The organism is Burkholderia pyrrocinia, from assembly GCF_018417535.1.
Taxonomy (GTDB): Bacteria; Pseudomonadota; Gammaproteobacteria; order Burkholderiales; family Burkholderiaceae; genus Burkholderia; species Burkholderia pyrrocinia_E.
In genome coordinates this window covers 1272537-1298453 of record NZ_CP070978.1, presented here as the reverse complement: position 1 = coordinate 1298453, position 25917 = coordinate 1272537, and the positions used below count along the sequence as shown (strand labels likewise).

The window sequence follows — 25917 nt, the reverse complement described above, 5'->3', positions numbered from 1 at the left end:
AGCGGATCGATGAGTACGATTGCCGCCGAACGCGCACCGTCGCGCAACCGCAGCTGGTTTGCCGAACCGAAGCACTGGATCGGGCAGGCCGGACTGTGGTCGTTCACCGCCGCGCTGATCGCCATTCACCAGGGCAAGGTGCTGACGCTCGCGTTTCCGGTGCTGGCCATCGCGGTCGGCATCTGGCTGTATTTCAAGAGCCCGGCGCGCTATGTCGGCTTCATGTGGTGGGTGTGGTTCCTGAGCCCGGAAGTGCGGCGTCTCGCCGACTGGTCGAAGGGCGCTTTCACGCCGACGAGCCTGATCCAGGTTGCCCCGCTCGCGGTGACGATGATCGCCGGCCTCGGGCTGATCCGGCATTACCGCGTGCTCGCGCAGCGGCGCGGGATACCGGTGCTGCTGATGCTGTTCGGGCTCACGTACGCGTACCTCGTCGGGATCGTGTCGAGCGGTGTGATGGCCGCGACCTACGACCTGGCGAACTGGGTGTACCCGGTGCTGATCGGCTTTCACATCATGGTCAACGCGCGCGACTATCCCGAGTACCGCGACGTGCTGCTGTCCACGTTCATGTGGGGCATGCTCGTGATGGGCGTGTACGGCGTCGTGCAGTACTTCGTGATGCCGCAGTGGGACGTGCTGTGGATGATCGGTTCGGACATGGGTTCGCAGGGCGAGCCGGTGCCGTACGGCGTGCGGGTATTCAGCACGATGAACTCGTCGGGGCCGTTCGCGTTCGCGATGATGGGCGCGCTGGTGTTCGTGCTCGCGGCACCGCAGAAGATCCGCTGGTTCGCGGGGGCGGCCGGCTTCGTATCGTTCGCGCTGTGTCTCGTGCGTTCGACGTGGGGCGGCTGGGTGATCGCACTCGCGATCCAGCTCGCGCAGTCGAACAACCGCGTGCGGATGCGGATCCTCATCAGCGGCGTCGTGCTGGTCGGGTTATGCGTGCCGCTGCTGACCGTCGGGCCGGTGGCCGACCGTCTCGGCCAGCGTCTCCAGTCGATCACGAACCTGAAGGACGACCGCAGCTACGACGATCGCAACAAGTTTTACGCAACCTTCGCGCAGACGGCGTTTACCGACGTCGCCGGCGAAGGGATGGGCGCGACGGGCGCATCGACGAAGCTGTCGAGCGACAGCGGCGAGCTCGGCAAGTACGGCAGCTTCGACAGCGGCGTGATGAACGTGCCGTTCGTGCTCGGCTGGCCCGGCACGCTGCTGTATCTCGCCGGTGTCGTGATGCTGTTCGGCCGCACGCTGCGCGCGGCGTTCAAGCTGCGCAAGGACAAGTTCGTCGGTGCGTGCCTGAGCCTGTGCCTGTCGACGTTCGCGATGCTCGTGTTCACGAACTCGCTGATCGGCACGGGCGGCCTGCTGATGTTTACAGCCATTTTTTCGATACTTTCCGCGGCGCACTGGCAGAAGGCGCAACGCTTGCTGGCCGCCGCGCGTTCACGGGGAGGCGACCTTTGAGAATCGCGATCGTCACGCATGTCGTGCGACATAACGACGGGCAGGGCCGCGTCAATTACGAAATCGCGCGCGCGGCGCTGGCCGAGCACTACGAGGTCACGCTGGTCGCGTCGCACGTCGCGCCCGAGCTGCTGGCCGACCCGCGCGTGCGCTGGGTGCCCGTGAAGGTCGGGCGTTTCTGGCCGTCGAATCTCGTCAGGCAGCAGGTGTTCGCGCTGAAGAGCGCGTGGTGGCTGCGCGCGCATCGCAGCGAGTACGACGTGCTGCACGTGAACGGCTTCATCTCGTGGATCAAGGCCGACGTGAATACCGCTCACTTCGTGCACGGCGGCTGGTTCAGGAGCCCGTATTATCCGTTCGGGCTCACGAAGGGGATGTGGTCCGCTTACCAGTACGTCTATACGCGCGTGAATACCGCGCTCGAGCGCTGGGCCTACCGGCGTTCGCGTGCGATCACCGCCGTGTCGCAGAAGGTGGCCGACGAGATCGCCGCGCTCGGCATCGACAGCCGCAAGATCAGCGTGATCTACAACGGCGTCGACGGCAGCGCGTTCGCGGGCGCGCAGGCCGACCGCGCGGCGTTCGAGCTGCCGGACGACGCGTTCCTGCTGCTGTTCGTCGGCGACCTGCGCACGCCGCGCAAGAACCTCGGCACCGTGCTGAAGGCGCTGACGAAGCTGCCGGCGAACGTCCATCTGGCGGTGGCCGGCTATCTGCCGGGCAGCCCGTACCCGGAAGAAGCGCGCGCGCTCGGCATCGAATCGCGCGTGCATTTCCTCGGCCTCGTGAAAAACATGCCGACGCTGATGCGCTCGGTCGACGCCTATGTGTTTCCGTCGCGCTACGAAGCGATGAGCCTGTCGCTGCTCGAGGCGATGGCGGCCGGGCTGCCGGTCGTCACCGCTCGTACCGCGGGCGGCGCGGAAATCATCACGCGCGAATGCGGGATCGTGCTGGAGGATCCGGACGATCCGGCCGCCCTTGCACAGGCGATCGGTTCGCTCGCGGCGTCGCGCGACACCTGCCGCGCGATGGGCGACGCGGCCCGCGAACTGATGACCCGTTTCGGCTGGGCGCACATGGGTGCCCAGTACGTCGCGCTCTACCGGCGCATCGGCCAACCCACGCAGCCGTCCGCTTTCGAGCGGGTCGAGCATGCAGTCACGCAGGAGCAATCGTGATGTCCCACTCTTCCCGGCCGATCAAATCGTTGCAGATCGGCATGCACTGGTTCCCCGAACGTGCGGGCGGCCTCGACCGGATGTACTACTCGCTCGTCGGCGCGTTGCCGGGCGCGGGCGTCGAGGTGCGCGGGCTCGTCGCGGGCTCGCCGAAGGTCGCCGACGACACGGGCGGCGCGATCCAGGGCTTCGGACCCGCGTCGCAGACGCTCGCGCGCCGGATGCTCGCCGCGCGGCGCGCGCTGCGCGAGGAGGTCCGCAGCGAGCGGCCGGACGTGATTTCGTCGCACTTCGCGCTGTACACGTTCCCGGGCCTCGACGTGACGCGCGGGATTCCGCAGGTGTCGCACTTCCAGGGGCCGTGGGCCGACGAAAGCCAGGTCGAGGGCGCCGCGACGCTCGGGCAGCGCGCGAAGCGCTATCTCGAACAGGCCGTCTATACGCGCTCGTCGCGGCTGATCGTGCTGTCGCAGGCGTTCGGCCAGATCCTGACGAACCGCTACGGAATCGAACCGTCGCGTGTGCGCGTGATTCCCGGCTGCGTCGATACCGCGCAGTTCGACACGCCGCTCTCGCCCGGCGAGGCGCGGCACAAGCTGCAACTGCCGCAGGACCGGCCGATCGTGCTGGCCGTGCGCCGGCTCGTGCGGCGCATGGGGCTGGAGGACCTGATCGACGCGATCGGCCTCGTCAGGCACCGTCACCCGGACGTGCTGCTGCTGATCGCCGGCAAGGGCAAGATCGGCGAGGAACTGCAGCAGCGCATCGACGCGGCGGGGCTGCAGGACAACGTGAAGCTGCTCGGCTTCGTGCCCGACCATCATCTCGCGGCGCTGTACCGCGCAGCGACGGTCAGCGTCGTGCCGACGGTCGCGCTCGAAGGCTTCGGGCTGATCACCGTCGAATCGCTCGCGTCCGGCACGCCCGTGCTGGTCACGCCGGTCGGCGGGCTGCCGGAGGCGGTCGCCGGGCTGTCCAACGATCTCGTGCTGCCGGCGACCGGCGCGGATGCGATCGCGGAAGGGCTCGGTGCCGCGCTGTCGGGCGCGATCGTGCTGCCCGACGAGGCCGCGTGCAAGCGTTATGCGCGCGAGCATTTCGACAACGCGGTGATCGCGCGACGTGTCGCCGGCGTGTACGAAGAGGCGATCCAGGCGGCAGGCTGAGCGCCCGCGGCGCGCACCGTGCGCGCCGAACCGAAGGTCGAACCGGCGCGCGCGTGCGGCCGGTTCGCGCGTCGGCCGCCCGCTGCGGGCGAGCCGGTTTTCCCCATTCGATCCGCATGGCCGGCACGCGTCACGCGCGCCTGAGCGTCGCGGCCCACACGCCGAGCGCGGCAACGCTCACGACCGCACCGAGCGCGCAGACGCCGGTCCATCCGGCGCGCGCATACATCATCGTCGACGCGATCGCACCGAGCCCGCTGCCGGCCGAGTAGAACAGCATGTAGCAGCCGACGAGGCGCGCATGCGCGTCGGGCCGCGTGCCGAGAATCATGCTCTGGTTGACGACGTGGACGGCCTGTCCGCCGACGTCGAGCAGCACGATGCCGACGATCAGCAGCGCAATCGACGTATTGCCGAACGCGAGCGGCAGCCACGAGCACGCGAGCAGCGCGAGCGCGGCGCCGGTCGTCGCTTCGCCGCGCCCGCGATCGGCAAGCCGGCCCGCGCGCGTGGCGGCCGCCGCGCCGAGTGCGCCGACCAGACCGAATGCGCCGATCTGCGTATGCGACATCGAATGCGGCGGTGCGCTCAGCGGCAGCACGAGCGCGCTCCAGAAGATGCTGAACGCCGCGAACATCAGCAACGCGATCGCGCCGCGCACGCGCAGCACGCGTTCGTCGCACAGCAGCGACACCATCGATCGCAACAGCGCCGCGTAACCGATGCGTTCGCGCGATCCGTTCGTGTCGGGCAACAGCCGTGACAGCGCGACGAGCATCGCGATCGCGAGGGCGCCGGAGACGAGATAGACCGCACGCCAGCCGGCGATATCGGTGACGACGCCGGCCAGCGAACGCGCGGCCAGCAGCCCGATCACGACGCCGCCCTGCGCGGCGCCCACCACGCGCCCGCGCTCGCCGGCGCCCGCAAGCGCGGCCGAGCATGCGATCAGCCCTTGCGTCATCGCGGTGCCGAGCAGCCCGACCGCAACCATCCCCGCCAGCAGCGCGAAGCGCGTCGACGACACGGCCACGCCGATGCAGGCCGCCGTCAGCAGCAGAAGCTGCACGGCGATCAGCCGCTTGCGGTTCAGCAGGTCGCCGAGCGGCACGACGAACAGCAGCGCGAGCGCACAGCCGAGCTGCGTGGCCGTGATGACGCCGCCGACGGCCGCCTGCGACACGCCGAAATCCCGCGCGATCGAATCGAGCAGCGGCTGCGCGTAGTAGACGTTTGCGACGCTCGCCGCGCAGCAGACTGCCAGCAGCGCGACGCTTGCCGTGGACAGGCGGCCGTCGCCGGCCGGATGCGATGCATTCGGTGCGTTCGACGTAGTGGTGCTTGAATGACAGGAAGACGCCATGGGTTTCCTCGTGCAAAGTAGTTGCAATTTGAAACTAGTGTGAGTGTAGGAAAAGTAGTTTTAAAATGCAACTTGTTGTGCGGCGGGCGACGGACCCGCGCACGGATGGCCGGCGCTGCCGTGAAGGCGGCCGACACGACTGCGGAGAGGAACATGGCCAGGCAGAAAAGTCTTGCGGATTCGCCGTGCCCGGTGGCGCGGGCGACTGATATCGTCGGCGATCGCTGGGCGTTGCTGATCGTGCGCGATGCGTTCGACGGCGTGCGCCGCTTCGGCGATTTCCGCGCAAGCCTCGGCGTCGCGAGCAACATCCTGTCCGACCGGCTCAGGATGCTGGTGGAGGCCGGCGTGTTCGACGTCGTGCCGGCGTCGGACGGCACCGCGTATCAGGAGTACGCGCTGACCAAAAAGGGCGAAGGACTGTTTCCGGTCATCGTGATGCTGCGGCAGTGGGGCGAGGCGCACCTGTTCGCGCGCGGCGAGCCGCATTCGGTGCTGGTCGATCGCGACACGGGGCGCGCGATCCGCAGGCTCGCGCTGCGGCACGACGATGGCCGGCCCGTGAAGGCGGCCGAGACGGTCGTGAGGAAGGTCGGCGACGAAGCGGGCGCGACGCGGCGGTGAGTGTCATGCACGGCGTTTTTCCGTGGCGTCACCTGATTCAGCGCGACCCCGGCGAAGCGTGACCGCGCGAGGTCAGTCGACGGCCGGCACTGCCTGACGTGCGGGCGATGCACCGCGATGCGCATCGGGCCGGACCCGCGTCGCGAGCAGCGCGGCCGTGACCAGCAGCGCGACCGACACGGCCGTTTCGATCCGCAACCCGTCGACGACCTGCCACGCACGGCCGCCGCCCGCGAGCGCGCCGAAAGCTGCGACCCCCATCGCGCCGCCGGCCTGCCGCGCGGTATTCAGCACGGCCGACGCGATGCCGGCCCGCGCGGGCGCGACCGACGCGAGCACGGCCGTCGTCATTGCCGGCACCGCGAAACCCATGCCCGACGGAATCAGCAGGAACGGCACGAGCAGGAAGGGCAGCGGCGTCGACGCGTCGACGAAATGCAGCGACCCGTAGCCGAGCGCGGCGACGAGTGCGCCCGCGAGCATCGGCGCACGCGGGCCGTGACGCGCAACGACCCGGCCGCTCGCGAGATTCGACAGCAGGAAGCCCCCCGTCAGCGGCAGGAACGCGAGTCCCGCCTGCAACGCCGATTCGCCGCGCGCGCGCTGCAGGTACAGCGCGAGCACGAACACGGTGCCGTAGTACGTGAGGTTCACGCAGATCCCGAACAGCACGGCCGCGCTGAACGTGCGATGACGAAACAGCGACAGCGGCAGCATCGGCGTGGCCGTCCGCGATTCGACCGCGACGAACGCGAGCGCGGCGAGCGCCGCCAGCGCGAAGCCGCCGGCGACGACCGGATGCGCGAAGCCGAGCGGCCGCCATTCGATCACGGCGCCGGTCAGCGCGGTGAGCATCGCGATCGCGATGAGCTGGCCGCGCAGGTCGAGAGTGCGGATGGAACGGGGTTGCGCGGCCGGCGCAGCCTTCGCGCGGCGCGCGGGCACCCACGCAAAGGCGGCCGCGAGCCCTGCCGCGCACAGCGGCAGGTTCACGAGGAAGATGCCGCGCCAGCCCCACGCCGCGATCAGCAGACCGCCGACGACCGGGCCGGCCGCGATCGAGATCGAGCCGGCCGCCGTCCACCAGCCGACGGCCCGCGCACGCAGGTGCGGGTCGTGCCGGCACGCGTCGTTGAGCAGTGCGAGCGAATTGGGCAGCATCGCCGCGGCGCCGACGCCCTGCAGCGCGCGGGCCGCGATCAGCATCGCGGGCGAGTTCGCGGCGCCGCACGCGAGCGACGCGAGCGCGAACAGCACGAGGCCTGCGACATACAGGCGGCGCGCGCCGAAGCGGTCGCCGAGCGCGCCGCCCGACAGCATCAGTACCGCGAACGCGAGCGTGTACGCATCGACGACCCACTGCAGGCCGGCGACCGGCAGGCGAAGGTCGGCAGCGAGATGCGCGAGCGCGATGTTGACGATCGTCACGTCGAGCTGCGTGACGACGAAACCGGTGCTGACGGTCGCGACGACGCGTGCAAGCGCGGGCGGGAAGGTGGGGGAGGGCGTGGTCGTATCCATGCGCCCATCGTAGGACGCGACGGGTGGGCGATGTTTCAGCGGGACGTGAAGCGTCGATACGCGCGATGCGATACAGCCGGGCTGCGAACGGGAAAGAAGCGGGGGCGACGAAGGCCGCGACCGGGCCGGCGCGGACGCGGTTTGCCGAACCGTGCCGCTACGTGGATCGACGCGTGTTCGGGCGGACGGATTCGCTCAATGTCGCTCGCCGCGCCAGCGTCCCGGCGCGACGCCGAAACGCTTCGTGAACGCATGCGTGAACGTGCTTTGATCCGCGAAGCCGACCATGCCCGCGATGTCGACGAGCGGATAGCGGCCGTCGGCGAGCAGCACGACCGCCGCGTCGAGCCGCAGCCGCTGCAGGTAGCGATGCGGCGTTTCGCCGAACGCGTCGACGAACAGTTGATGAAACCGGCGCATCCCGTAGCCGCAGTGCGCGGCGAGGTCGGCGATGCGCAGCGGCTCGGCGAGCCGTGCGCGCAGCCAGCGGTCGATGCGCGCGAAATCGAGGCCCGACGCGGGCGCGGCGATGCCGGCATCGTCGAGCAGCGCGCCGCACAGGCGCGCGGCGGCTTGCCACTGGAAACGGTGCGCGTCGCCGGCCGCTGCATCGAGCTGCGCGGCGGCCGCCGCGACCTGCGCGACGAGCGACGTGAGGGCCGGATCGATCGACACGGCGCGTGCGCGGTCGAACAGCCGCTGCGGCACCGCGAGCGATGCCGCGGGCAGGTCGATCACGAGCTGGCGATTGTCGCCGAGGCCCGCATAGTCGTGGCGCGCGCCGGCCGGAATCAGCCAGGCCGCGTGCCGGTCGATGCGCCGGCCGATCCCGTCCACCGCCATCACCATCGCGCCATCGACACCGAGCACGACCTGGTGGAAGTCGTGCACGTCCGACGCTTCGCACGTGTCGTAGCGGCGCAGCGCGATGGCGGGGGAGGCGATGCGTTCCATCGGAAGGAAACGGCCGATTGCGTCGTCAGACGTCGAGCAGTTCGACTTCGAACACGAGCGTCGCATTCGGCGGAATCACGCCGCCTGCGCCGCGCGGGCCGTAGCCGAGTTGCGGCGGAATCGTCAGGCGACGCACGCCGCCGACCTTCATGCCCTGCACGCCTTCGTCCCAGCCCTTGATGACCATGCCGCCGCCGAGCACGAACGCGAACGGGTCGTTGCGGTCCTTGCTCGAATCGAATTTCTGACCGTCGGTCAGCCAGCCCGTGTAGTGGACGCTGACGGTCTTGCCGGCTTGCGCTTCCGCGCCGGTGCCTTCGGTCAGGTCTTCGTATTTGAGGCCCGATTCGGTCGTGATGACAGACATGACTTCTCCTGAAAGAGGGTTGCGTAAAACCGCTATTGTAGGCGAGCGCGCAACGGGCCGTCGCACGTGGCTTTCACCCGCTGGCACGCGTGTCGCTGGCGCCTGCGGGACGCCGCGCCCGCGAGTGCCGGAAACGCAAATGGAACGCGCGTTTGAATTTATCGCGGGCCATACGACCGCGGTTGCACCGCGCGAGTGCGCCGCGCGTATGAATCGGTGCTACCGGGGCAGTATTGCGCATCCCGCGTACCGCCGCCGGATTCCTCGATACGCCCGTCGAACGGGGCTTTCGCACCGATGTCGGGATGCCGTGCCGACCGCCTCGCGTTGCTCGCAGGCCGGCGAGCGCGTTCGAATCGCGGCCCGTCCGGGTGCCGTTCGAGCGCCGCTTTTTCCGCCGTTTCGACCGTGCCCTGTTTGGAAGCGCGCATCTACCGCGCGGCTTGCGCATGCCGGCGCGGGCGGCCTATCTTTACATCTGTCGATGTCAAGATTTTGGCGGTGCGCGATGCACCGCCCGGGCCTGCGCCGGCCGCGTCGGATGACGCGCCGGGCCGCTCCGGAACAAGGAGAACGATGAACATGAAGTCAGCCGCTTCCGCCACCGCAGCCGGGATCATGCCGGTGCGCCGCGACCTGCGCTTCGACCTGCCGGTCGAACGCGCGAAGGACTGGCATGGCCTCGGGTCGCACGTGACCCATTTCTTCAACGCGCTGTCGCTGCTGTTTCCGGCCGGCGAGCGCTTCTTCATGGATTCGGTGCGCAATTACCGCGACCGGATCGACGATCCCGTGCTGAAGCAGCAGGTGCTCGGCTTCATCGGCCAGGAAGCGATGCATACGCGCGAGCACGTCGAATACAACGAGTTGATGCAGGCGAACCATTTGCCCGCGCGCAAGCTCGACAAACGCGTGTGGACGGTGCTCGGCTACATGAAGCGCAAGCTGCCGCATTCGGTGCAGCTCGCGCACACGGTCGCGGCGGAACACTACACGGCGATGCTCGCCGACTGGCTGCTGCGCGACCCGACGCGTCTCGAAGGCTCGGTCGAAGGCTACCGGCAGATGTGGATATGGCACGCGCTCGAGGAAACCGAGCACAAGGCCGTGTCGTTCGACGTGTGGAATGCGGCGATGAAGCCGGGGCTGCGCCGTTACCTGATCCGCATCGGCGTGTATCTGCTGACGACGCTGACATTCTGGCCGACCGTGTTCCTGATGCACGCGACGCTGCTGTGGCGCGATCGCGGCGCCGGACATCACGTGCGCGGGACGCTGCGGATGATCGCGTTCCTGTACGGGCCGCGCCGCGGGCTGTTCCCGCGCATCGCGGGCGAATGGCTGAGCTTTTTCCGGCCGGGCTTCCATCCGTGGGACCACGACAACCATCACCATCTCGCGCGGGTCGACGCGCTCGTCGACACCTACGGCGAACACGGCGGCACGCCGGCCGGCCGCGGCCGCGCGAACGCGCTGGCGCCGGTCGCGTCGGGCCGCTGACGCAATCCGACGCGCCGCCGTGCGCGGTATCGCACCGCGCATGTTGCGTTCCTGCATCAACCGGCTTCCTTTGGCGATTGGCGGAAATCAGTCGGAATCGGTTGCGCCGGCATTTGGCTGCCCGCGCAACCGGTCGCGCGCGCATCTGCCGGCGAACCGATTCCGCGTGCGCCGCATCGCACGAGAACGCCGCGCGCCAGCGCCGGCGCGGCTTTGCGCGCAGCGCGCCCGCCCGTTCCGGGTTCGCGCCGCGCACGCCACCGGGATAACACCCATCTAGCCGCGGGCCGGCCGCGTCGATATACCGTTCATGACAATATCCACCTCGTGCGCGATTCATGCGCAGGGGGATTTTATTCGGACCGAAATGCGGCCAATATGTCGGTTCAGTCGTGGTCCGTCGTACGCGGCGGCGAGTCGGCGCGATACCAACGCCAAGCGGGGAACAACGATGGTTGCAAGGTCACCTGACGCAAACGGGCAGGCGGCGCCCGAGCTGACGCACGTGTCCGTCACGGCTCCCGAGGCCGGCCGCAAGCTGTTCGTGATCATGCGTACGCCCGACGAGCCGCTGCTTGCGCAACTGCGCGAGTTCGGCTGGGAAATCACCGTCGCGAAGACGGCCGGCGCCGCGCAGAACATGACGTCCGGCGTGAGCGTTGCCGCCGGGCTGGTCGATTTCACGGGGTTCACGTCGCGCGACTATCCGGCGCTGAAGGCGTGCCTGAGCCAGCCGGCGATCGGCTGGATTTCCATCGCGCAGGCCGGCATCACGATCGGTCCCGCCGTGCGCGAACTGATCCGCAGCTACTGTTTCGATTACGTGACACTGCCGCTTCCCTACGAATGGATTTCGCACGTGCTCGGCCATGCGCGCGGGATGGCCGCGCTCGATCGCGTCGACGGCGCGGCCTATGCGGCGTCGATCGGCGAACACGGGATGATCGGCAACTGCGAGGCGATGCAGCAGCTGTTCAGCACGATCCGCAAGGTCGCGAAGACCGACGCGAGCGTATTCATCTCCGGCGAGTCGGGCACCGGCAAGGAACTGACGGCGCTCGCGATTCACGAGCGTTCCGGCCGCGGCAAGGGGCCGTTCGTCGCGATCAATTGCGGTGCGATTCCGCATCACCTGCTGCAGTCGGAGCTGTTCGGCTATGAGCGCGGCGCGTTCACCGGCGCGAGCCAGCGGCGCGCGGGCCGGATCGAATCGGCGAACGGCGGCACGCTGTTTCTCGACGAGATCGGCGACATGCCGGTCGAAAGCCAGGCGAGCCTGCTGCGCTTCCTGCAGGAAGGGAAGATCGAGCGGCTCGGCGGACAGGAATCGATCGCGGTCGACGTGCGGATCATCTCGGCCACGCACGTGGATCTCGACGGCGCGGTCGAGACCGGGCGCTTCCGCGCGGATCTCTATCACCGCCTGTGCGTGCTGCGCATCCACGAGCCGCCGCTGCGCGCGCGCGGCAAGGACATCGACATCCTCGCGCACTACGTGCTGCAGAAGTTCAAGGCCGACAGCGGCCGCAAGATCAGCGGTTTCACGTCGGCCGCGCTTGATGCGATGCGGCGCTACGAGTGGCCCGGCAATGTGCGCGAGCTGATCAACCGCGTGCGGCGCGCGATCGTGATGGCCGAGAGCCGGCTGCTGACGCCGCACGATCTCGGGCTCGAGACGCCGGGCGAAACCGAACCCGTGACGCTCGAACAGGCGAGGGCGCTCGCCGAACGCACCGCGATCGAGAACGCGCTGTTGCGCAACGATCACCGGATCAACAAGGCCGCCGCCGAACTCGGCATCTCGCGCGTGACGCTCTACCGGATGATGATCGAGCACGGGCTGAACGATCACGACAACAACGGCGACAACGGCGGGCACGACGGCGCGCCGTCCGGCGACGCGGGGCATCAGCGCGTCGGCTGAGCCGCGCGCGATGCGCGTGAACCGGTTCGGCGTCAGGGCTCGGCGATAGGTCCAAGCGCCGGTTCAGCCCGCGCACGACCAGCGGCCCCGATGTCGTCGAAGGCATGTAAAGCGCATGAAACATTTCGCGCCGGCAACCGGGCGAATTTCCGCGGCGAATCGGGCCGACCGGAAGGGTGTCGGTCGGTAAAAATCCCGTGCTCCATTGTTCAGCCTTATCCCGCAAGGCTCGGCCTCCACGCGGTCGGCGCGTGCCGTGCGCCGCATGTTTCAGTTTCGCAACTTCCGGCATTCCGCACCCGTTCCGGCTGCCACCCCGCGCGCCCAACCCCTTGTGCGGATGGGCTCACGCGAAGCTGGCCCGCTCCTTGCGGGTGTGAACGTACGAAAGTCGACGACGCGAGGTCCGGCCGGTTCTGCAGCGAACCCTGTCAGTACCGGCCAGGATGGAGTCCGCGGGGATGCGGCGGCGGAGCGCGGCGCAGCAGCCGCGCTCCGGCGAGCACGGAACGTCGTCGCCTGATCGTCGGGGCACCGGCCTTGTGTCCGGCTGCCGGAACCAGCATCAGACCGAAACGGGGTAGAAAAATGATCGATCGCCACACGCAGCGGCCGGCCGGCCGCGATCGCAGTGATTCGGGGCACCGCCGGTCGAACGTCGTTCTCGCAGCCGGCCGGCATGCCTCGACAGGCCATCTCTCCGCGCCCGGTGCGAGGCGGATCCGGCTGATTGCCGGTCATCCGCGCCGGGTCGGGACTTTCCTGCACGCGGACCCGATACGAAAGGGCATGTGCGCACGGGCGCCGGTATCGCGACGCCCGATCTTCGCCTACTGAATTCGCACGATATCCGTTCGCGTTGCCGTTACCCATCGTTCACGCGAACGACTGCAATTGTTCTGCAATCCGAATCAGGTTTGAAGCGTTGCGCTGCGCGCGCGACGGAGGAAGCATTCGATGCGGCGGCGAACGGCGCAATGCCGTCGCCGTCCGGTGGTGAGGGGAGGGGCGGTCGGACGCGCGCGACGGGAGTGAGTGGCGCCCGTACGCGCGCGACACCGTTTCAGCCGCCGTAAATGTCGAAGTCGAAGTACTTCGACGCGAGCCGCTTGTAGGTGCCGTCCTTGACCATGTCGACGATCGCGCGGTCGATCTTTGCCTTCAGGTCGGTGTCCTCCTTGCGCAGCCCGATGCCGGCGCCGATGCCGAGCACCTTCTCGTCGACGAGCTCCGGCCCGACGAACTGGTAGTTCGCGCCGCGCGGCGATTTCAGGAACCCGATCGCGGCCTGCACTTCATCCTGGAGCGCCGCGTCGAGGCGGCCCGAGGTCAGGTCCGCATACACGCCGTCCTGGTTCTGGTACGACACGACGTTCGCGCCTTGCTTGCCCCAGTACGCCTTCGCATACGTTTCCTGCGTCGTGCCCTGCTCGACGCCGATCGACTTGCCCTTCAGCGATTCGGCCGTCGGCAGCAGCGGCGAGCCCTTCTTCACGACGAGCCGCGTCGGCTGGTTGTAGATCTTCGTCGTGAAGCCGATCTGCTCCGCGCGCTGCGGCGTGATCGACATCGACGACAGCACCGCGTCGAACTTCTTCGCCTTCAGCGCCGGAATCATCCCGTCGAAATCGTTCTCGAGCCACACGCACTTCGCCTTCAGGCGCGTGCAGATCTCGTTGCCGAGGTCGATGTCGAAGCCGACGAGCTTGCCGTCGGGCGCCTTCGACTCGAACGGCGCGTAGCTGGCATCGGTGCCGAAGCGGATCGTGGTCCAGTCCTTCGCGACGGCGGGGCCTGCGGATACCGCGAGCAGGGCGATCGAAACAGCGGCAATCAGTCTCTTCATGGTGCGTTTCCTTGGCGGGGTGCTTCCGGTTTCTGTGCGACACGGTTCCACGGACACGAACCGCGTCTGCGCGCGGTGTCCGCATGGCCATTAACGCAGAAAATAAAATTAGAGTCCAGAATGGACAAAAAATATCGTTTTGTCGGAAGAGCTGGCCGATCGTCGGGTGTCGACCCTTGCAAAAATGCGAAAATGGACTAATCTTGTTAGTAGATTCATTTCGAGACTAACGATCATGTCACAGCCCGCCTACGATTCGCATTCCGCCCCGCCGCAGGCTTCGGTCGCGCAAATGTCGGCGGCCGGCCTGCGTGCGTTTTTCAACATCGCGCGCGACTGGGCGCTGACGATCGACGAGCAGATCGTGCTGCTCGGGTCGCCCGGCCGTTCGACGTTCTTCAAGTGGAAGGCCGCGCCGGAATCGGCGCGGCTGCCGCGCGATACGCTCGAGCGGCTATCGCTGCTGCTCGGCATCTACAAGGCGCTGCAGATCCTGCTGCCGCAGCCGGCCGCGGCCGACGCATGGGTCAAGCGGCCCAACGACGCGGCGCCGTTCGGCGGCAAGCGCGCACTCGACCGGATGCTGGCCGGCAATGTCGGCGATCTGGTCGCCGTCCGGCAATATCTCGACGCGATGCGAGGTGGCTGGGCGTGACGATGCCGATCGAAGCAAAACAATGGCCCACGACCGCCGTCGACTGGGCACCTGCCTATCGCGTGATCCCCACCCGTTTTCCGGCAATCAACCTGTTCGACCGCGTCGCGTCGGCGGACGATTTCGATGCGCTATACGCGCTCGAATCGCTGACCAACGACCGCATCCGCAACGAAGTCGGCACGCTCGACCTCGTGCCGCCCGCCGAGCGCCGCTACGGGCTGGGCTGGGGGCCGATCATGGCCGCGTTCACGCACCTGAATCCGCAGGGCAGCCGCTTTTCCGACGGCAGCTACGGCGTGTTCTATTGCGCCCGCTCGCGCGACACGGCGATCGCCGAAACGCGCTATCACGGCGCGCTGTTCCTGGCCGCGACGAAGGAGCCGCCGATGCGCCAGCAGATGCGGCTCTACACGGTGTTCGCGCAGGGTGACGTGGTCGACGTGCGCACGTGGCCGCGGCGCGATCCGGCGTTGCTGCATCCGCTCGATTACAGCGCGGGTCAGGCGCTCGGCCGCGCGGTGCGCAACGCGGGCGGTGCGGGGATCGTCTATCCGTCGGTGCGCGACCCGCGCGGCGAATGTCTGGCGGCGTTCCGCACCGCGCTGCTGCGCGACTGCCATCACGCGGCCTACCTCGAATACAACTGGAACGGCTCGGCTGTCGACGCGGTGTTCGAACTGAACCAGGTCGGCTAGCGTTCGCGCGCGGGCCGCCGCCGGTGCGAGGGCGCGAGGGTATCAGGGCAACGGCCAGTCGCCCGCGTGGCGTTCGCGCGCCTCGGCCTGCGTCATCGACCAGGTACTGCCGGTGCGCGGCTCGGCGAGCGTGAGCCGCCCGGACGGCGCGAACGCGCCGGTGTCGATGAACCACTGCGCGCCGATCCGCTGCGGTGCGCGCACGGGCGTGTGTCCGGTGCAGGTCAGCGACAGCCCGGCCTGTCGCGCCGGATCGGCGAGCCCCTGGACCAGATCGCGGCCCCAGATCAGCCGCTCGCGCACGTCGTGCGAATAGCTGCCCGTGTCGAGGTCGGCGTCCGAGCCGAAGAACTCCGCATGCAGCACGTTGAAGCGCCCGGGGCCGTCGCCGATCACGCGCACCAGCGGCAGCGCGTCGACGCGTGCCGCATGCGCGTGCAGCCGTTCCGGCGGCAGGTCGGCGCCCCAGTCGCCGCCGATCCCGCGCCACGCGTCGGGCGACAGCTTGCCGCGCGACACGAGGCTCAGCACTTCCTCGTGATTGCCGCGCACGACGTGGCACCACGGGCGGTCGAGCAGGTCGAGCGTGGTTTCGGAGGCGGGGCCGCGGTCGACGAGATCGCCGACCGAGAACAGGCGGTCGCGGGCTGGATCGAAGCGGATGTCGTGCAGCAGCGCACGCAGCACGTCCACGCAGCCGTGCAGGTCGCCGACGACGAAGTCGCGGCCGGCCGTGTTCGCGGGGTGGCGGCAGAGGGGGGCGGTGGCAGTCATCCCAATATCTTAGGCGCTCGTGCCCATCGCCACGTCACGATGGAATGGCGATAATCGGGGGCGGTACCCGCCGGCGCGGCGCAGCGGGCCGTTTCCCGCGCCGCTCGGACCCTTTCCATCCGCTTTCGGAATTTCACGATGACGTTTTATCCGCAGGTATTACGCAACCGGCCGCGCATGGTCGCGGCGTTCGTCGCGGGCTTGCTGTGCGCGGTGCTGCTGCCGTTTCCGCTGCGTCCGACCGTGCGTGCGCTGATCGGCTGGGATTGCGCGATCTGGCTGTATCTCGCGCTGATGTGGGTGCGCATGGTCACCGCGCACCATCACAAGGTGCGCGAAATCGCGATCCGCGAGGACGAGAATGCGACGACCGTGCTGACGGTCGTCTGCCTCGCGACGGTCGCGAGCGTGGCCGCGATCGCGATCGAGCTGGCGACGGCGAAGGGCGTCGGGTTTCGCGCGGGGCTCGGCCATTACGCGGTGACGGGCGCGACGCTGTTCGGCGCGTGGTTCCTGATCCCGACGATCTTCACGCTGCACTACGCGCGGCTCTATTACGGCTCGCCGAGCAGCGACCGCGCGCTTCGCTTCCCGGACCAGCACCCCGAACCGGATTACTGGGATTTCCTGTATTTCGCGTTCACGCTCGCGGTCGCGTCGCAGACCGCCGATGTCTCGCTGGCGAACCGCTCCGCGCGGCGCTCGGTGCTCGCGCAGTCGATCCTGTCGTTCTACTTCAACATGGCCGTGCTCGGGCTGTCGATCAACGTCGCGGCGGGGTTGCTGAGTTGACGCGGGTTACTTGAGCAGGTCGTACGGGCCGCCGCGTTCCAGCGCCCGCCGGTACGCCGGCCGCGCGTGGATCGTGTCGAGAAAGCGCGCGATTGCCGGATACTGGCCGCCGCTCCCGCGCGCGGTCGCGGCTTCGAGCGGAAAGCTCATCTGGATGTCGGCCGCGCTGAAGCCGTCGCCGACGAACCAGCCCGTGCGATTCAGCGCACCGTCGATATGGCCGAGATGCAGCGCGATCTGCTGATCGACGAAGCCGGACTGCAGCGTGTCGGCGATCTTGCGCGCGATCGACCGTGCGAAGAACGGCATGGGCGCATGCGCGATCCGCAGCGCGACGAGCTTGAGCAGCAGCGGCGGCATCGCGGACCCTTCCGCGTAGTGGAGCCAGTAGGTGTAGTCGTGCCGCTCGGGCGTGCCGGGCGGCGGCGCGAGGCGCCCGTTGCCGTAGCGTTCGACCAGGTACTCGATGATCGCCCCCGATTCGGCGAACGTGCGGCCGTCGTCGGTGACGATGGGCGACTTGCCGAGCGGATGGATCGCGCGCAGCGCGGACGGCGCGAGCATCGTTTTCGGATCGCGCTCGTAGCGCACGATCTCGTACGGCACATCCAGTTCTTCGAGCAGCCAGAGCACGCGCTGCGAGCGCGAGTTGTTCAGGTGATGGACGGTGAGCATGTCGAGGCCGGAAGGGGGCGGAACGACATCATACCTAGGGTCTGTTTACATATGGAACGCACATGCGAATGCCCGAAATCGCTCGTAGGGCAAGAAGTGAGGAGCGCCGTTTGGCCTTGCCAAACGCCCCGCAGGAAGTCCCCTTGGGGGACAAGCGACGAGCGACGCCGCCATACGGGCGATTTCGGACATTCCCGTGACATGAATTTTTTAATTTGGGGTTGCCACGAGAACGGCCGCTCGCCGCGTTGCACTCCTTGGCGATACGTCAGTATTCGCGGTGTCGCGCGCCTCGCGAGCGGCCGTTCTCGTGGCAACGCATGCGCGTTCCATATGTAAACAGACCCTAGCGCATGCGGCGTGTACGCGAATCGCATCGCCAGCCATTTCGAGCCGCTTCGAGCCGTTATGCGCGCCGCATCGCGATCCACGCGCCCCAGAACAGGCTCGCGAAAAAGCGCAGCGGCGCGTCGAAGCCCGCATCGCGCAGCAGGTCGAACACGGCCTCCTCGGACGCGGGCGGATCGGCGCCCTGCAGGATCTTCGCGAGTTGCGCGTGCACGGCATCGGGCGTGGCGCCCTTCATCCGCCAGCGTTGCTGCCATGCGTCGAGCAGGCGCGGGTGGTCCGTGTAGCGGCGATGATTGCCGGCGAGCACGAGCGGCGCGCCGGGCTTCAGGCGCCGCGCGATCGCGTGCAGCAGCGCGGCCTTCGCATCGTCGCCCGGGACATGATGCAGCACGCCGATCAGCGTGGCGCCGTCGAACGCGGGTGGGTCGGGCAGTGCCTCGACGTTGTCCTCGACGAACGTCGTGCGCGTGCCGAAGCCCGCGGCTTCGACGTTCGAGCGCGCGAGCGCGAGCATCGGCGCGGACGGGTCGACGGCCGTGAACCGCCAGCCCGGTTCGAGCGCGGCCGACACGCAGATTTCCTGCCCCGTGCCGCCCGCGCCCGCGACGAGTACCCGTGCATCGGGCACACCGATCGCCGCCGCGAGCATGCACGCGGTCAGTTCGTGGCAGGCGTCGTAGCCGGCGAGCGCGATGCGGGATTGCTCGGCGTATTCGTGTGCACGTGCCGGATCGAATTTCGCGGCGCTGGCGGGAAGCGACATGGCGGGTTCCTCGGGTCGGGCGCGGACGACGGGTCCGCAAGCATCGCGCAGAGCGTAAGCGCGCGTGGTCGACGCAACAAGGCGAGCGGTCATTCCGGTATGCCGACTACCCGACTCGGCAAGCGTCCGGCTGCCGGTTTTCCGGGGGTCGATTCGTATTTAAAAATGTCCAACCACGGTGCATCGCGGTGGCGAATCCGGCGCATACTCGTTTCTCTCCCCCCGCCTGGCCGTCGCATGCCGGGCCTCGATGCGCCGCGCCACGGGCGCGGCCATGCCGCTCGGCACGCACGAGGAGCGCATGATGTCCGATTGTCCGCACGATCCGTACGCGCAGCACTACATTCATTGTTTGCCGTTTGGTGCGCAGCCCTGCGGCGCGTTGTGCGCGACACCGCGCACGCATTTTCGCGTGTGGGCGCCGGGCAGCACGCAGGTCCAGCTCGAACTCGATACCGGCTTCGGCCCGGCACTCGTCCCGATGATGGCCGCGGGCCCGAACTGGTTCGAAGTCTTCGCCGATTGCGGCGCAGGCACGCGGTACCGCTATCGCCTCGACGATACCGTGTCGATTCCCGATCCCGCGTCGCGCTCGCAACCCGAAGGGCTCAACGGCCCGAGCGAGGTCGTCGATCCGCGCGCGTTCACATGGCGCAACACGTTCTGGCGCGGGCGCGCGTGGGAAGACATGGCGCTTTACGCAATTCGCCCGCACGCCGTCGGCGGCTTCGACGGCGTGCGTCGCCGCTTGCCGCAACTCGCGCGCCTCGGCGTGACCGCGCTGGAACTGCTCGCATCGCCGCACGACAGCCTGCCATTCGCGCCGCTTGCGGCCGAAGGCGGCCCCGACGCGCTGAAGGCGCTGATCGACGACGCGCACGGCTACGGTTTCGCGGTGCTGCTGGAACTCGACTACGCGCGCTTCGGCAGCGGCACCGACGCGCTGCGCCATTTCGCGACCCCGTTCTTCCATACGCGCGACGATCCGCTGCAGGCGCCGCCGCTTGCGCTCGATCATCCCGAGGTGTGCGATTTCTTCTGCGACAACGCGCTGTACTGGATCGACGAATACCGTTGCGACGGGCTGCGCCTGCGCGAAGCCGACCGGATCGGCGTGTCGTGGCTGCGCGAGATCGCGGACCGCGTGCGCGCGGCCGTGCCGGCCGACCGGCTCATCCATCTCGTGCTCGGCAGCGAGCGGCATCCGGCGCATCTCGCCGATACCCATTTCGATGCGCAATGGAACGGTTGCGGCGAACGCGCGCTGCACCGGCTGACGGGGCGCGACACGTCAGCTCACGAAGGCATTTCCACGCACCAGTCGATCCACACGCTTGCGCGCGCGCTGACCGCGGCCGGCGCGGCGTTCCAGCCGGCCGCGTCCAGCGACGGCATGGCCGCCGAAACCGGGCTGTCGGTGACGTCGCTGGTGTTGTCCGATGGCGCGTGGCGCGACTGCGGCCAGGGCGACCGCGGGAACGAGGCCGGGCTCGCCGCGCTCGCGCTGTCGCTGCTCACGCCGCAGATCCCGCTGATCTTCGACGAAACCGCGCGCGACGCCGATCGTGCGCATTTCGTGCAGTCAGCACTTGCAGTGCGCGCGAAGCTGATCGCGCCGCGCTTGTCCGATTGCCGGCCGCAGGACGCGCATGCGCTGAAGGCGAACGGCGACGGCGATGCCGACGCGCTGCTCGCGTCATGGCGCCTTGCGGACGACGAGACGCTGACGATCGCGTTGAACCTGTCGCCCGATGCGGTGCCGTTCGACGCGCCGAGAGGGCAGGTCGTGTTCGAGACGCCGGCGCGTGCGCGCGACCGGGTCGATGAAGGGGAATTGCCGTCGTATTCGCTCGTCGCGTGGCTGACGGGCGATGTCAACCGGTACGCGCTCACGCACGACGTGCGTCTCATCGACGACGGCTCGTGGCGTGGAGCGCGACCGAACCTGAACGCGTGAAGAACGCCTGAGCGCGTGAGCGCGTGACAGTCCGAACGGCCTGGCGCTTCCGCGCCCGGCTGCACTGCCGGAACGCCCCGGGTTACCAGAACCCGCGAATGCCCGCGATGCCGTACGCGCCGTGACGGCGCGCATCGTCGAGATGCGCGCGCGTCATTCCGCCGAGCGCATAGACGGGCATCGCGGCCTGCGCGGCCAGCGCGTCGAACTGCGTCCAGCCGAGCGTTGGCGCACCGGGATGGCTGAGCGTCGGCAACACGGGTGACAGCGTGACGAAATCCGCGCCGGCGCGCGCGGCCAGCAGCAGATCGTCTCGGGTGTGGCAGGCGGCGGACACCCATCGTCCGGCCGGCAACGGCCGCTGCGCGGCGGCGCGCAACGCCGTGCCGTCGAGATGCCAGCCGGCGCCGTCGAGCCGCATCACGCCGGCCGCATCGATCGGGCCGTTCAGCATCAGGTGCGCGCCGGCTGCATCGCAGCACGCGAGCGCTGCGGCGGCAAGCCGCGCGAACGCGGCCGCGTCGAACGATTTCACGCGCAATTGCACGAGCGTCTCGCCGCGCGCGAGCACGGCCGACAGCCGCTCGAGGAACGCATCGCAATCGGCCGCCGACGCGGACGCCGGCTCCGGCGTGATCACGCAGCAGCGCGGCAGCGTCGCGTTCATCGCGTGCGGCGACGACAACGAGAGGCCGTCATTCGTCGGCCTCCTTCACGATCTTAGGATAGACGCGCACGAGCACGATGCGCGGCCCGTTCATCTTCTTCACGACGACGTCGAAGCGGTCGAACGACACGCGCTGCCCTTCGGTCGGCAGGTCGCTGAGTGCCTGGATCACGAGGCCGCCGACCGATTCCGCGCGGCCTTCGTCGATGTCGATGCCGAGCGCCTGCTCGAGCGACACGACGGGCAGGCTGCCTTTGCCCATCAGCGTGCCGTCGTCGAGGCGGCTCCAGTCGGCGTCTCCCTGGCGGAACTCGTCGTGGATCTGGCCGACCAGCGCGCCGAGCAGGTTGTCGAGCGTCAGGAAGCCGATCGGCTTCTCGCCCTTGTTGCCGACCAGCGCGAAGTGCGGCGCGCCCTTGCGGAAGCGGCGGAACAGCTCGAGCGCCGGGGTGTCGGGCCTTACGTACTGCACCGGGCGCACGTAATCGGACAGGTCTTCGAGCGCGGCACCGGCGTGACGCGCGAGCAGCAGGTCCTTCAGGTGGATCAGCCCGCTCACCTGTTCGCGCGACGCATCCTCGAACAGCGGATAGCGGCTGAAGCGGTGCCGCGCGACGATCTCCATGTTGTCGGGCAGCGGCAGGTCGCGCCGCAGGCCGATCATTTCATGGGCCGGCCGCATCAGGTCCGACACGGTCATCGACGAAAAATCGAGCGAATGCGCGAGCGTGTTCCACTCGTCGTTGCTGTACGTGCCGCGCGCCGGCTGTGCCGCGTTGCCGGCCGTGCTGCGGCGGCTGCGCAGGATCAGCTTCAGCTCGTCGGTCGAGTAGTGCGCGTCGCCGCCATGGTCGGCCGACAGCCCCGCGAGCCGCAGCACCGCGTTGGCGCTGTTGTTGAGCACCCAGATCGCCGGATACATCGCCCAGTAGAACGCATAGAGCGGCAGCGCGACCCACAGGCCGACCTTCTCGGACTGGCGGATCGCCATCGATTTCGGCGCAAGTTCGCCGACGACGATGTGCAGGAACGAGATCAGCGAGAACGCGAACACGAGCGAGATCAGGTGCACGACGCGTTCGGACTGCACGCCGATCAGGTCGAGCAGCGGGCCGAGCAGTTGCGCGAAGGCCGGTTCGCCGACCCAGCCGAGGCCGAGCGACGCGAGCGTGATGCCGAGCTGGCACGCGGAAAGATACGCGTCGAGCCGGCCGTGCACGATGCCGAGGATGCGCCCGCGCAGGCCGTGCTTGCGGGCCAGGGTCTTGACGCGCGTCGCGCGCAGTTTGACGAGGCCGAATTCGGCCGCAACGAAGAACCCGTTCAGGGCCACCAGGAACAACGCGCCGATGAGCGCGAAGATCTGTAACAAAGAATCGCTCCGGTTATGACAGGCCCATCAGTATAGAGCCGGAAAGGAATTTGTAATGTCTCGCGCACCGATTGCTTACACCGGCGCCTCGCAGGGCACGGCGAACGTGATGGCGGCGGTCGCGCCGTCGGCGAACGCGGTATGCGAGAACGTGCCGCCGTGCGCGAGTGCAACGCGCTGGCTCAGCGCGAGCGTCCATGCGATCCGCTTCGCATCGCGCTCGCGCAGCATCTCGCGCCGCGCGAACGATTCGAACGCATGCGGCTGCGCGGGATCGGCGAGCGCGTCGGCGCTCACGGTGCAGGTGGCGCGCGCGACAAACTGCGCGCCGTCGCGCGTGCACGCGAACGTCACGCGGCTGCCGGCGGCGCTGGCCTCGACGGCCGCCGTCAGCATGGTCCAGAGCGCCTGCGCGATGCGTTCGCGGTCGGCCGACAGCGACGGCTCGCCGTCCGGCAGCGTTGCGTCGAGCGCGACTTGCCGTGCGTCGGCGAGCGCGAAACGGACGAGCGCGATCGTGTCGTCGAGCAGCGCGCGCAGCGCGACCGGCCGCGGCGCGATCGCGAGCGTGCGCGTTTCGGCACGCGGCGCGTCGAGCACGTCGTCGATCAGCGTGACCTGCTGGTCGATGCCCGTGCGGATGCCCGCGAGCGCGCGCTGCAGGTTCGGATCGGCATTGGCGAGCTGGCGCTCGAGCACGTACGCCCAGCTATGCATCGCATTCAGCGGGCTGCGCAGGTCGTGCGACGCGGTGGAGAGCGCCTGGTCGCGCAGGAACAGCGCCGCCTGGGTGGCGTAGTGCGCTGCGCGTTCGCGCAGCAGGTCGGCGGCGGGATCGACGGAAGTGGACGTCACGGAGCAGGCCTGTCGGAAGCGGTTGGCGTGGAAGTCACGCGAACCGCCATTATAGGGACGGTGCGTGTCACGCCGGCAGCGCGTCCTCGTCCTTTTTCCGTGCGTCGCCGTTCGGCAGCAACTGGCACGCGAGCAGGCCGGCCAGCATCAGCGCGCAGCCGAACAGCGCGCGCAGCGTCAGCGTTTCGCCGAGCGCGGCCCAGCCGGCGATCGCCGCGAACACGCCTTCCATGCTGAAGATCACGGCCGCGTGCGCGGGCGCCGCGTCGCGTTGCGCGACGACCTGCAGCGTATAGCCGACGCCGACCGATAGCAGCCCGCCGTACAGCAGCGTCGGCAGCGCGCCGCGCAGCATCGCGACGCTGACCGGCTCGACGGCGAGACCGACCGCGAGGCACGCCACGCCGCAGACGACGAACTGCAGGAACGCCAGCACGAGCGGATCGTGGCGCTTCGCGAGATGGCCGACGGCCATCACGTGCGCGGCGATGATGACGGCGCCCGCGAGCTGGAACCAGTCGCCGTAGAGCACCGAGAAATGCTCGTCGATGCTGAGGAAATACAGGCCGATCGCCGCGAGCAGCGCGCCGAACCACGTGCCCGCGCCGATCCGGTGGCGCGCGAACACGCCCATCAGCGGCACGATCACGACGTACAGCGAGCTGATGAAGCCCGCGTTCGCGACCCGCGTGTACTGCAGGCCGAACTGCTGCAGCGAGATCGACACGGCGAGCAGCCCGCCGAGCGCGAGGCCCGGCATCAGCAGCGCCGGCTCGCGGCGGATCGCCGCGAGTTGCGCGCGCGACGCCGTGTTGAGCATCAGCAGCGGAACCAGCACGAGCGCGCCGAGCAGGAAGCGCAGCCCCGTGAACAGGAACGGCCCGATCACGTCGAGACTCAGTCGTTGCGCGACGAAGGCCGAGCCCCAGATCGCGGCGGCGGCGAGCATCAGCAGGTTGGCGCGGAGGTGCTTGCGGGCTTCGGGCTTCATTTGAATTCTTCTGGAGATTGCGGGCGGCGAAACCCGATAGTTTACGCCGAGATTGCAAGGCTGTCGGCGAACCTGCGCAGCGCGGCGGCCGCACGTGCGTCGCGCACGCGCGAATACAGCACGACCTGCGACTGCGGCAGCGGCGGCAGGCCGAATTTCGCGCCGACGTCGACCAGCGTGCGCGGCGCGACACGCCGCGCGAGCGGACAGACGGCGAGCCCCGCCGCGGCGGCGGCCGTGACCGCCGCGACACCGCCGCCCGTGAAGCGCTCGCGCCACGGCCGCCCTGCGTGGTCGAGCGCGCGCAGCGCGGCGGCCCGCACGCCGCACGGGCCGGCCAGCACCGCGAGCGGCAGCGGCTCGCCCGCGCGCGGCGCCCAGTCCGGTGCGGCCAGCCAGGCCAGCGGTTCGGCAAACAGCAGCGTGCCGTCGTCGCGCGGCGGGTCTTCGCCGGGCTCGTGCCGCACGATCGCCGCGTCGAGCCGGCGTTCGTCGTATTGCGCGAGCAGGCCCGCCGACATCCCGAGATGCATTTCCAGCGACAGCCCCGGATCCTGCCGATGCAGGCTCGTGAGCACGGCCGGCAGGTCGGGCACCGCGACGTGTTCGCTGACGCCGAGCGACAGGCGGTGCGTGCCGGCCGAGATCGCGCCGAGCGCGTGGTCGTGCGCGTCGAGCAGCGCACGGGCCGCAGGCAGGAAGTTCTCGCCGTCGGCGGCGAGCTTCACGACGCGCGGCGTGCGCGCGAGCAGCGGCTTGCCGAGGTGCGCCTCCAGCCGCTTCAGCTTCAGGCTGACGGCCGATTGCGTGGTGCCGAGCGCATCGGCGGCGCGCGTGAAGCTGGCGAGATCGGCGACCAGCACGAACGCGCGCACGGCATCGAGGTCGAGTACTTTCATTTCAAATGAAAATGAATGAAATATTAATTGATGACTGTTCATTATAGATCGGCGAGCCTAACCTGACGCTGTGTTTCCGTTCTTCAACGTCACCGACAGGAGCAGGACCATGCCATTCACCCGTATCGCAGTGCGCGAAGGCAAACCGGCCGCTTACCGCGCGGCACTCGTCGACGGCGTGCATCGCGCGCTGATGCACACGTTCAACGTGCCCGAGGACGACATCTTCATGGTCGTCACCGAGCATGCGGCCGAGAACTTCGTGTTCGGCCGCCATTACCTCGATATCGAACGCAGCGACGATCTCGTGATGATCCAGATCACCGCGAACAACACGCGCACGCTCGAGCAGAAGCGGGCGCTGTACCGGGCGATCGCGGAGAACCTCGCGCAGCAGCCCGGCGTGCGGCAACAGGACGTATTCATCAGTCTTGTCGAGGTGCTGAAGGAGGACTGGTCGTTCGGTAACGGCATCGCGCAATACGCCGTTTGACGTACGACAGGGCGGCAGGGCCAGATCGTCGCCAGCGCACTTTTGCGGCGTGT

General features: G+C 68.7%; 24 protein-coding genes. 11 read left to right on the top strand and 13 right to left on the bottom strand.

The features are described from left to right. Positions 1–9: 9 nt before the first annotated feature. The 3 genes from JYG32_RS23900 to JYG32_RS23890 are packed head-to-tail and all read left to right on the top strand — an operon-like array spanning position 10 to position 3823. Positions 10–1476 (top strand): O-antigen ligase family protein, encoded by a 1467-nt coding sequence (locus tag JYG32_RS23900; protein WP_174381245.1) that lies wholly within the window; start codon positions 10–12, stop codon positions 1474–1476. Next, the gene (locus JYG32_RS23895; RefSeq protein ID WP_213267190.1) at positions 1473–2657 is read left to right on the top strand and encodes a glycosyltransferase family 4 protein; all 1185 of its coding nucleotides are present in this window, start codon (positions 1473–1475) and stop codon (positions 2655–2657) included. Before JYG32_RS23900 ends, JYG32_RS23895 begins: the two co-directional genes overlap by 4 nt. Then, on the top strand, positions 2657–3823 hold the full coding sequence (locus JYG32_RS23890; RefSeq protein WP_213267189.1) for a glycosyltransferase family 4 protein: 1167 nt from the start codon (positions 2657–2659) through the stop codon (positions 3821–3823). Before JYG32_RS23895 ends, JYG32_RS23890 begins: the two co-directional genes overlap by 1 nt. Before the next feature lie 130 nt (positions 3824–3953). Here JYG32_RS23890 and JYG32_RS23885 read toward each other — a convergent pair whose 3' ends face one another. Beyond that, on the bottom strand, positions 3954–5186 hold the full coding sequence (locus JYG32_RS23885) for an MFS transporter (RefSeq protein WP_213267188.1): 1233 nt from the start codon (positions 5184–5186) through the stop codon (positions 3954–3956). A gap of 153 nt (positions 5187–5339) precedes the next feature. Here JYG32_RS23885 and JYG32_RS23880 point away from each other — a divergent pair, with 153 nt between their 5' ends. Then, entirely contained in the window at positions 5340–5810 is a 471-nt protein-coding gene (locus JYG32_RS23880) for a winged helix-turn-helix transcriptional regulator (RefSeq protein WP_174381241.1), read from the top strand. A 72-nt stretch (positions 5811–5882) separates the two neighbouring features. Here the strand turns inward: JYG32_RS23880 and JYG32_RS23875 are convergent, their stop codons facing one another. The 3 genes from JYG32_RS23875 to JYG32_RS23865 all read right to left on the bottom strand — a co-directional run bounded on the left by JYG32_RS23875 (position 5883) and on the right by JYG32_RS23865 (position 8652). Then, a complete protein-coding gene (locus JYG32_RS23875; RefSeq protein WP_213267187.1) occupies positions 5883–7331 on the bottom strand; it encodes an MFS transporter in 1449 nt (482 codons plus the stop codon). Positions 7332–7526: 195 nt separating this feature from the next. Further along, positions 7527–8285, bottom strand: coding sequence for a helix-turn-helix transcriptional regulator (locus JYG32_RS23870; protein ID WP_174384522.1), 759 nt, complete (start codon positions 8283–8285; stop codon positions 7527–7529). Between the two features lie 25 nt (positions 8286–8310). Beyond that, complete coding sequence (locus JYG32_RS23865; protein ID WP_006479474.1) at positions 8311–8652, bottom strand: FKBP-type peptidyl-prolyl cis-trans isomerase; 342 nt, start codon at positions 8650–8652, stop codon at positions 8311–8313. 582 nt (positions 8653–9234) lie between these two features. Here JYG32_RS23865 and JYG32_RS23860 point away from each other — a divergent pair. Beyond that, on the top strand, positions 9235–10152 hold the full coding sequence (locus JYG32_RS23860; protein ID WP_174384523.1) for a metal-dependent hydrolase: 918 nt from the start codon (positions 9235–9237) through the stop codon (positions 10150–10152). Positions 10153–10603: 451 nt separating this feature from the next. Continuing rightward, a complete protein-coding gene (locus tag JYG32_RS23855; RefSeq protein WP_213267186.1) occupies positions 10604–12076 on the top strand; it encodes a sigma-54 dependent transcriptional regulator in 1473 nt (490 codons plus the stop codon). A 1063-nt stretch (positions 12077–13139) separates the two neighbouring features. On the opposite strand, the gene JYG32_RS23850 is transcribed toward JYG32_RS23855, so the two are convergent. Continuing rightward, entirely contained in the window at positions 13140–13922 is a 783-nt protein-coding gene (locus JYG32_RS23850; RefSeq protein WP_213267185.1) for an ABC transporter substrate-binding protein, read from the bottom strand. Positions 13923–14157: 235 nt separating this feature from the next. On the opposite strand from JYG32_RS23850, the gene JYG32_RS23845 reads away from it, so the two are divergent. Both JYG32_RS23845 and JYG32_RS23840 read left to right on the top strand, forming a co-directional pair. Then, positions 14158–14577 (top strand): MbcA/ParS/Xre antitoxin family protein, encoded by a 420-nt coding sequence (locus tag JYG32_RS23845; RefSeq protein ID WP_114180560.1) that lies wholly within the window; start codon positions 14158–14160, stop codon positions 14575–14577. A 2-nt stretch (positions 14578–14579) separates the two neighbouring features. Continuing rightward, complete coding sequence (locus tag JYG32_RS23840; protein WP_213267460.1) at positions 14580–15275, top strand: RES family NAD+ phosphorylase; 696 nt, start codon at positions 14580–14582, stop codon at positions 15273–15275. A gap of 42 nt (positions 15276–15317) precedes the next feature. On the opposite strand, the gene JYG32_RS23835 is transcribed toward JYG32_RS23840, so the two are convergent. Next, positions 15318–16049: a metallophosphoesterase gene (locus JYG32_RS23835; RefSeq protein WP_174382449.1), complete on the bottom strand. Its 732-nt coding sequence runs from the start codon at positions 16047–16049 to the stop codon at positions 15318–15320. 138 nt (positions 16050–16187) lie between these two features. Between JYG32_RS23835 and JYG32_RS23830 the strand changes: the two genes are divergently transcribed. Beyond that, a complete protein-coding gene (locus tag JYG32_RS23830; RefSeq protein WP_069750155.1) occupies positions 16188–16841 on the top strand; it encodes a DUF1345 domain-containing protein in 654 nt (217 codons plus the stop codon). Positions 16842–16847: 6 nt separating this feature from the next. Here JYG32_RS23830 and JYG32_RS23825 read toward each other — a convergent pair whose 3' ends face one another. Further along, positions 16848–17516: a glutathione S-transferase gene (locus JYG32_RS23825; RefSeq protein ID WP_213267184.1), complete on the bottom strand. Its 669-nt coding sequence runs from the start codon at positions 17514–17516 to the stop codon at positions 16848–16850. Between the two features lie 406 nt (positions 17517–17922). Beyond that, positions 17923–18630 carry a class I SAM-dependent methyltransferase gene (locus tag JYG32_RS23820; RefSeq protein ID WP_213267183.1) on the bottom strand — a complete coding sequence of 236 codons (708 nt, stop codon included), beginning with the start codon at positions 18628–18630 and terminating at the stop codon, positions 17923–17925. Positions 18631–18934: 304 nt separating this feature from the next. Here JYG32_RS23820 and JYG32_RS23815 point away from each other — a divergent pair, with 304 nt between their 5' ends. Next, on the top strand, positions 18935–20587 hold the full coding sequence (locus JYG32_RS23815) for a DUF3459 domain-containing protein (RefSeq protein WP_213267459.1): 1653 nt from the start codon (positions 18935–18937) through the stop codon (positions 20585–20587). Positions 20588–20669: 82 nt separating this feature from the next. Here JYG32_RS23815 and JYG32_RS23810 read toward each other — a convergent pair whose 3' ends face one another. The 5 genes from JYG32_RS23810 to JYG32_RS23790 form a co-directional block, all read right to left on the bottom strand. Continuing rightward, positions 20670–21254 (bottom strand): thiamine phosphate synthase, encoded by a 585-nt coding sequence (locus JYG32_RS23810; RefSeq protein WP_213267182.1) that lies wholly within the window; start codon positions 21252–21254, stop codon positions 20670–20672. Between the two features lie 28 nt (positions 21255–21282). Beyond that, entirely contained in the window at positions 21283–22626 is a 1344-nt protein-coding gene (locus tag JYG32_RS23805) for a hemolysin family protein (RefSeq protein ID WP_174382453.1), read from the bottom strand. 75 nt (positions 22627–22701) lie between these two features. Continuing rightward, positions 22702–23481: a sensor histidine kinase gene (locus tag JYG32_RS23800; protein ID WP_213267181.1), complete on the bottom strand. Its 780-nt coding sequence runs from the start codon at positions 23479–23481 to the stop codon at positions 22702–22704. Positions 23482–23548: 67 nt separating this feature from the next. Beyond that, complete coding sequence (locus JYG32_RS23795; RefSeq protein ID WP_213267180.1) at positions 23549–24472, bottom strand: DMT family transporter; 924 nt, start codon at positions 24470–24472, stop codon at positions 23549–23551. Between the two features lie 41 nt (positions 24473–24513). Then, entirely contained in the window at positions 24514–25371 is an 858-nt protein-coding gene (locus tag JYG32_RS23790; RefSeq protein WP_034185176.1) for a LysR family transcriptional regulator, read from the bottom strand. A gap of 109 nt (positions 25372–25480) precedes the next feature. Here JYG32_RS23790 and JYG32_RS23785 point away from each other — a divergent pair, with 109 nt between their 5' ends. Next, the gene (locus JYG32_RS23785) at positions 25481–25864 is read left to right on the top strand and encodes a tautomerase family protein (RefSeq protein ID WP_213267179.1); all 384 of its coding nucleotides are present in this window, start codon (positions 25481–25483) and stop codon (positions 25862–25864) included. Positions 25865–25917: the final 53 nt, after the last annotated feature.

Coding starts and splice junctions, on each gene's coding strand:
- JYG32_RS23870 (WP_174384522.1), bottom strand. CDS start 8,285: ATGGAACGCATCGCCTCCCCCGCCATCGCGCTGCGCCGCTACGACACG.
- JYG32_RS23855 (WP_213267186.1), top strand. CDS start 10,604: ATGGTTGCAAGGTCACCTGACGCAAACGGGCAGGCGGCGCCCGAGCTG.
- JYG32_RS23830 (WP_069750155.1), top strand. CDS start 16,188: ATGACGTTTTATCCGCAGGTATTACGCAACCGGCCGCGCATGGTCGCG.
- JYG32_RS23885 (WP_213267188.1), bottom strand. CDS start 5,186: ATGGCGTCTTCCTGTCATTCAAGCACCACTACGTCGAACGCACCGAAT.
- JYG32_RS23890 (WP_213267189.1), top strand. CDS start 2,657: ATGTCCCACTCTTCCCGGCCGATCAAATCGTTGCAGATCGGCATGCAC.
- JYG32_RS23815 (WP_213267459.1), top strand. CDS start 18,935: ATGTCCGATTGTCCGCACGATCCGTACGCGCAGCACTACATTCATTGT.
- JYG32_RS23860 (WP_174384523.1), top strand. CDS start 9,235: ATGAAGTCAGCCGCTTCCGCCACCGCAGCCGGGATCATGCCGGTGCGC.
- JYG32_RS23795 (WP_213267180.1), bottom strand. CDS start 24,472: ATGAAGCCCGAAGCCCGCAAGCACCTCCGCGCCAACCTGCTGATGCTC.
- JYG32_RS23845 (WP_114180560.1), top strand. CDS start 14,158: ATGTCACAGCCCGCCTACGATTCGCATTCCGCCCCGCCGCAGGCTTCG.
- JYG32_RS23900 (WP_174381245.1), top strand. CDS start 10: ATGAGTACGATTGCCGCCGAACGCGCACCGTCGCGCAACCGCAGCTGG.
- JYG32_RS23880 (WP_174381241.1), top strand. CDS start 5,340: ATGGCCAGGCAGAAAAGTCTTGCGGATTCGCCGTGCCCGGTGGCGCGG.
- JYG32_RS23825 (WP_213267184.1), bottom strand. CDS start 17,516: ATGCTCACCGTCCATCACCTGAACAACTCGCGCTCGCAGCGCGTGCTC.
- JYG32_RS23840 (WP_213267460.1), top strand. CDS start 14,580: ATGCCGATCGAAGCAAAACAATGGCCCACGACCGCCGTCGACTGGGCA.
- JYG32_RS23820 (WP_213267183.1), bottom strand. CDS start 18,630: ATGTCGCTTCCCGCCAGCGCCGCGAAATTCGATCCGGCACGTGCACAC.
- JYG32_RS23875 (WP_213267187.1), bottom strand. CDS start 7,331: ATGGATACGACCACGCCCTCCCCCACCTTCCCGCCCGCGCTTGCACGC.
- JYG32_RS23835 (WP_174382449.1), bottom strand. CDS start 16,049: ATGACTGCCACCGCCCCCCTCTGCCGCCACCCCGCGAACACGGCCGGC.
- JYG32_RS23850 (WP_213267185.1), bottom strand. CDS start 13,922: ATGAAGAGACTGATTGCCGCTGTTTCGATCGCCCTGCTCGCGGTATCC.
- JYG32_RS23810 (WP_213267182.1), bottom strand. CDS start 21,254: ATGAACGCGACGCTGCCGCGCTGCTGCGTGATCACGCCGGAGCCGGCG.
- JYG32_RS23865 (WP_006479474.1), bottom strand. CDS start 8,652: ATGTCTGTCATCACGACCGAATCGGGCCTCAAATACGAAGACCTGACC.
- JYG32_RS23785 (WP_213267179.1), top strand. CDS start 25,481: ATGCCATTCACCCGTATCGCAGTGCGCGAAGGCAAACCGGCCGCTTAC.
- JYG32_RS23790 (WP_034185176.1), bottom strand. CDS start 25,371: ATGAAAGTACTCGACCTCGATGCCGTGCGCGCGTTCGTGCTGGTCGCC.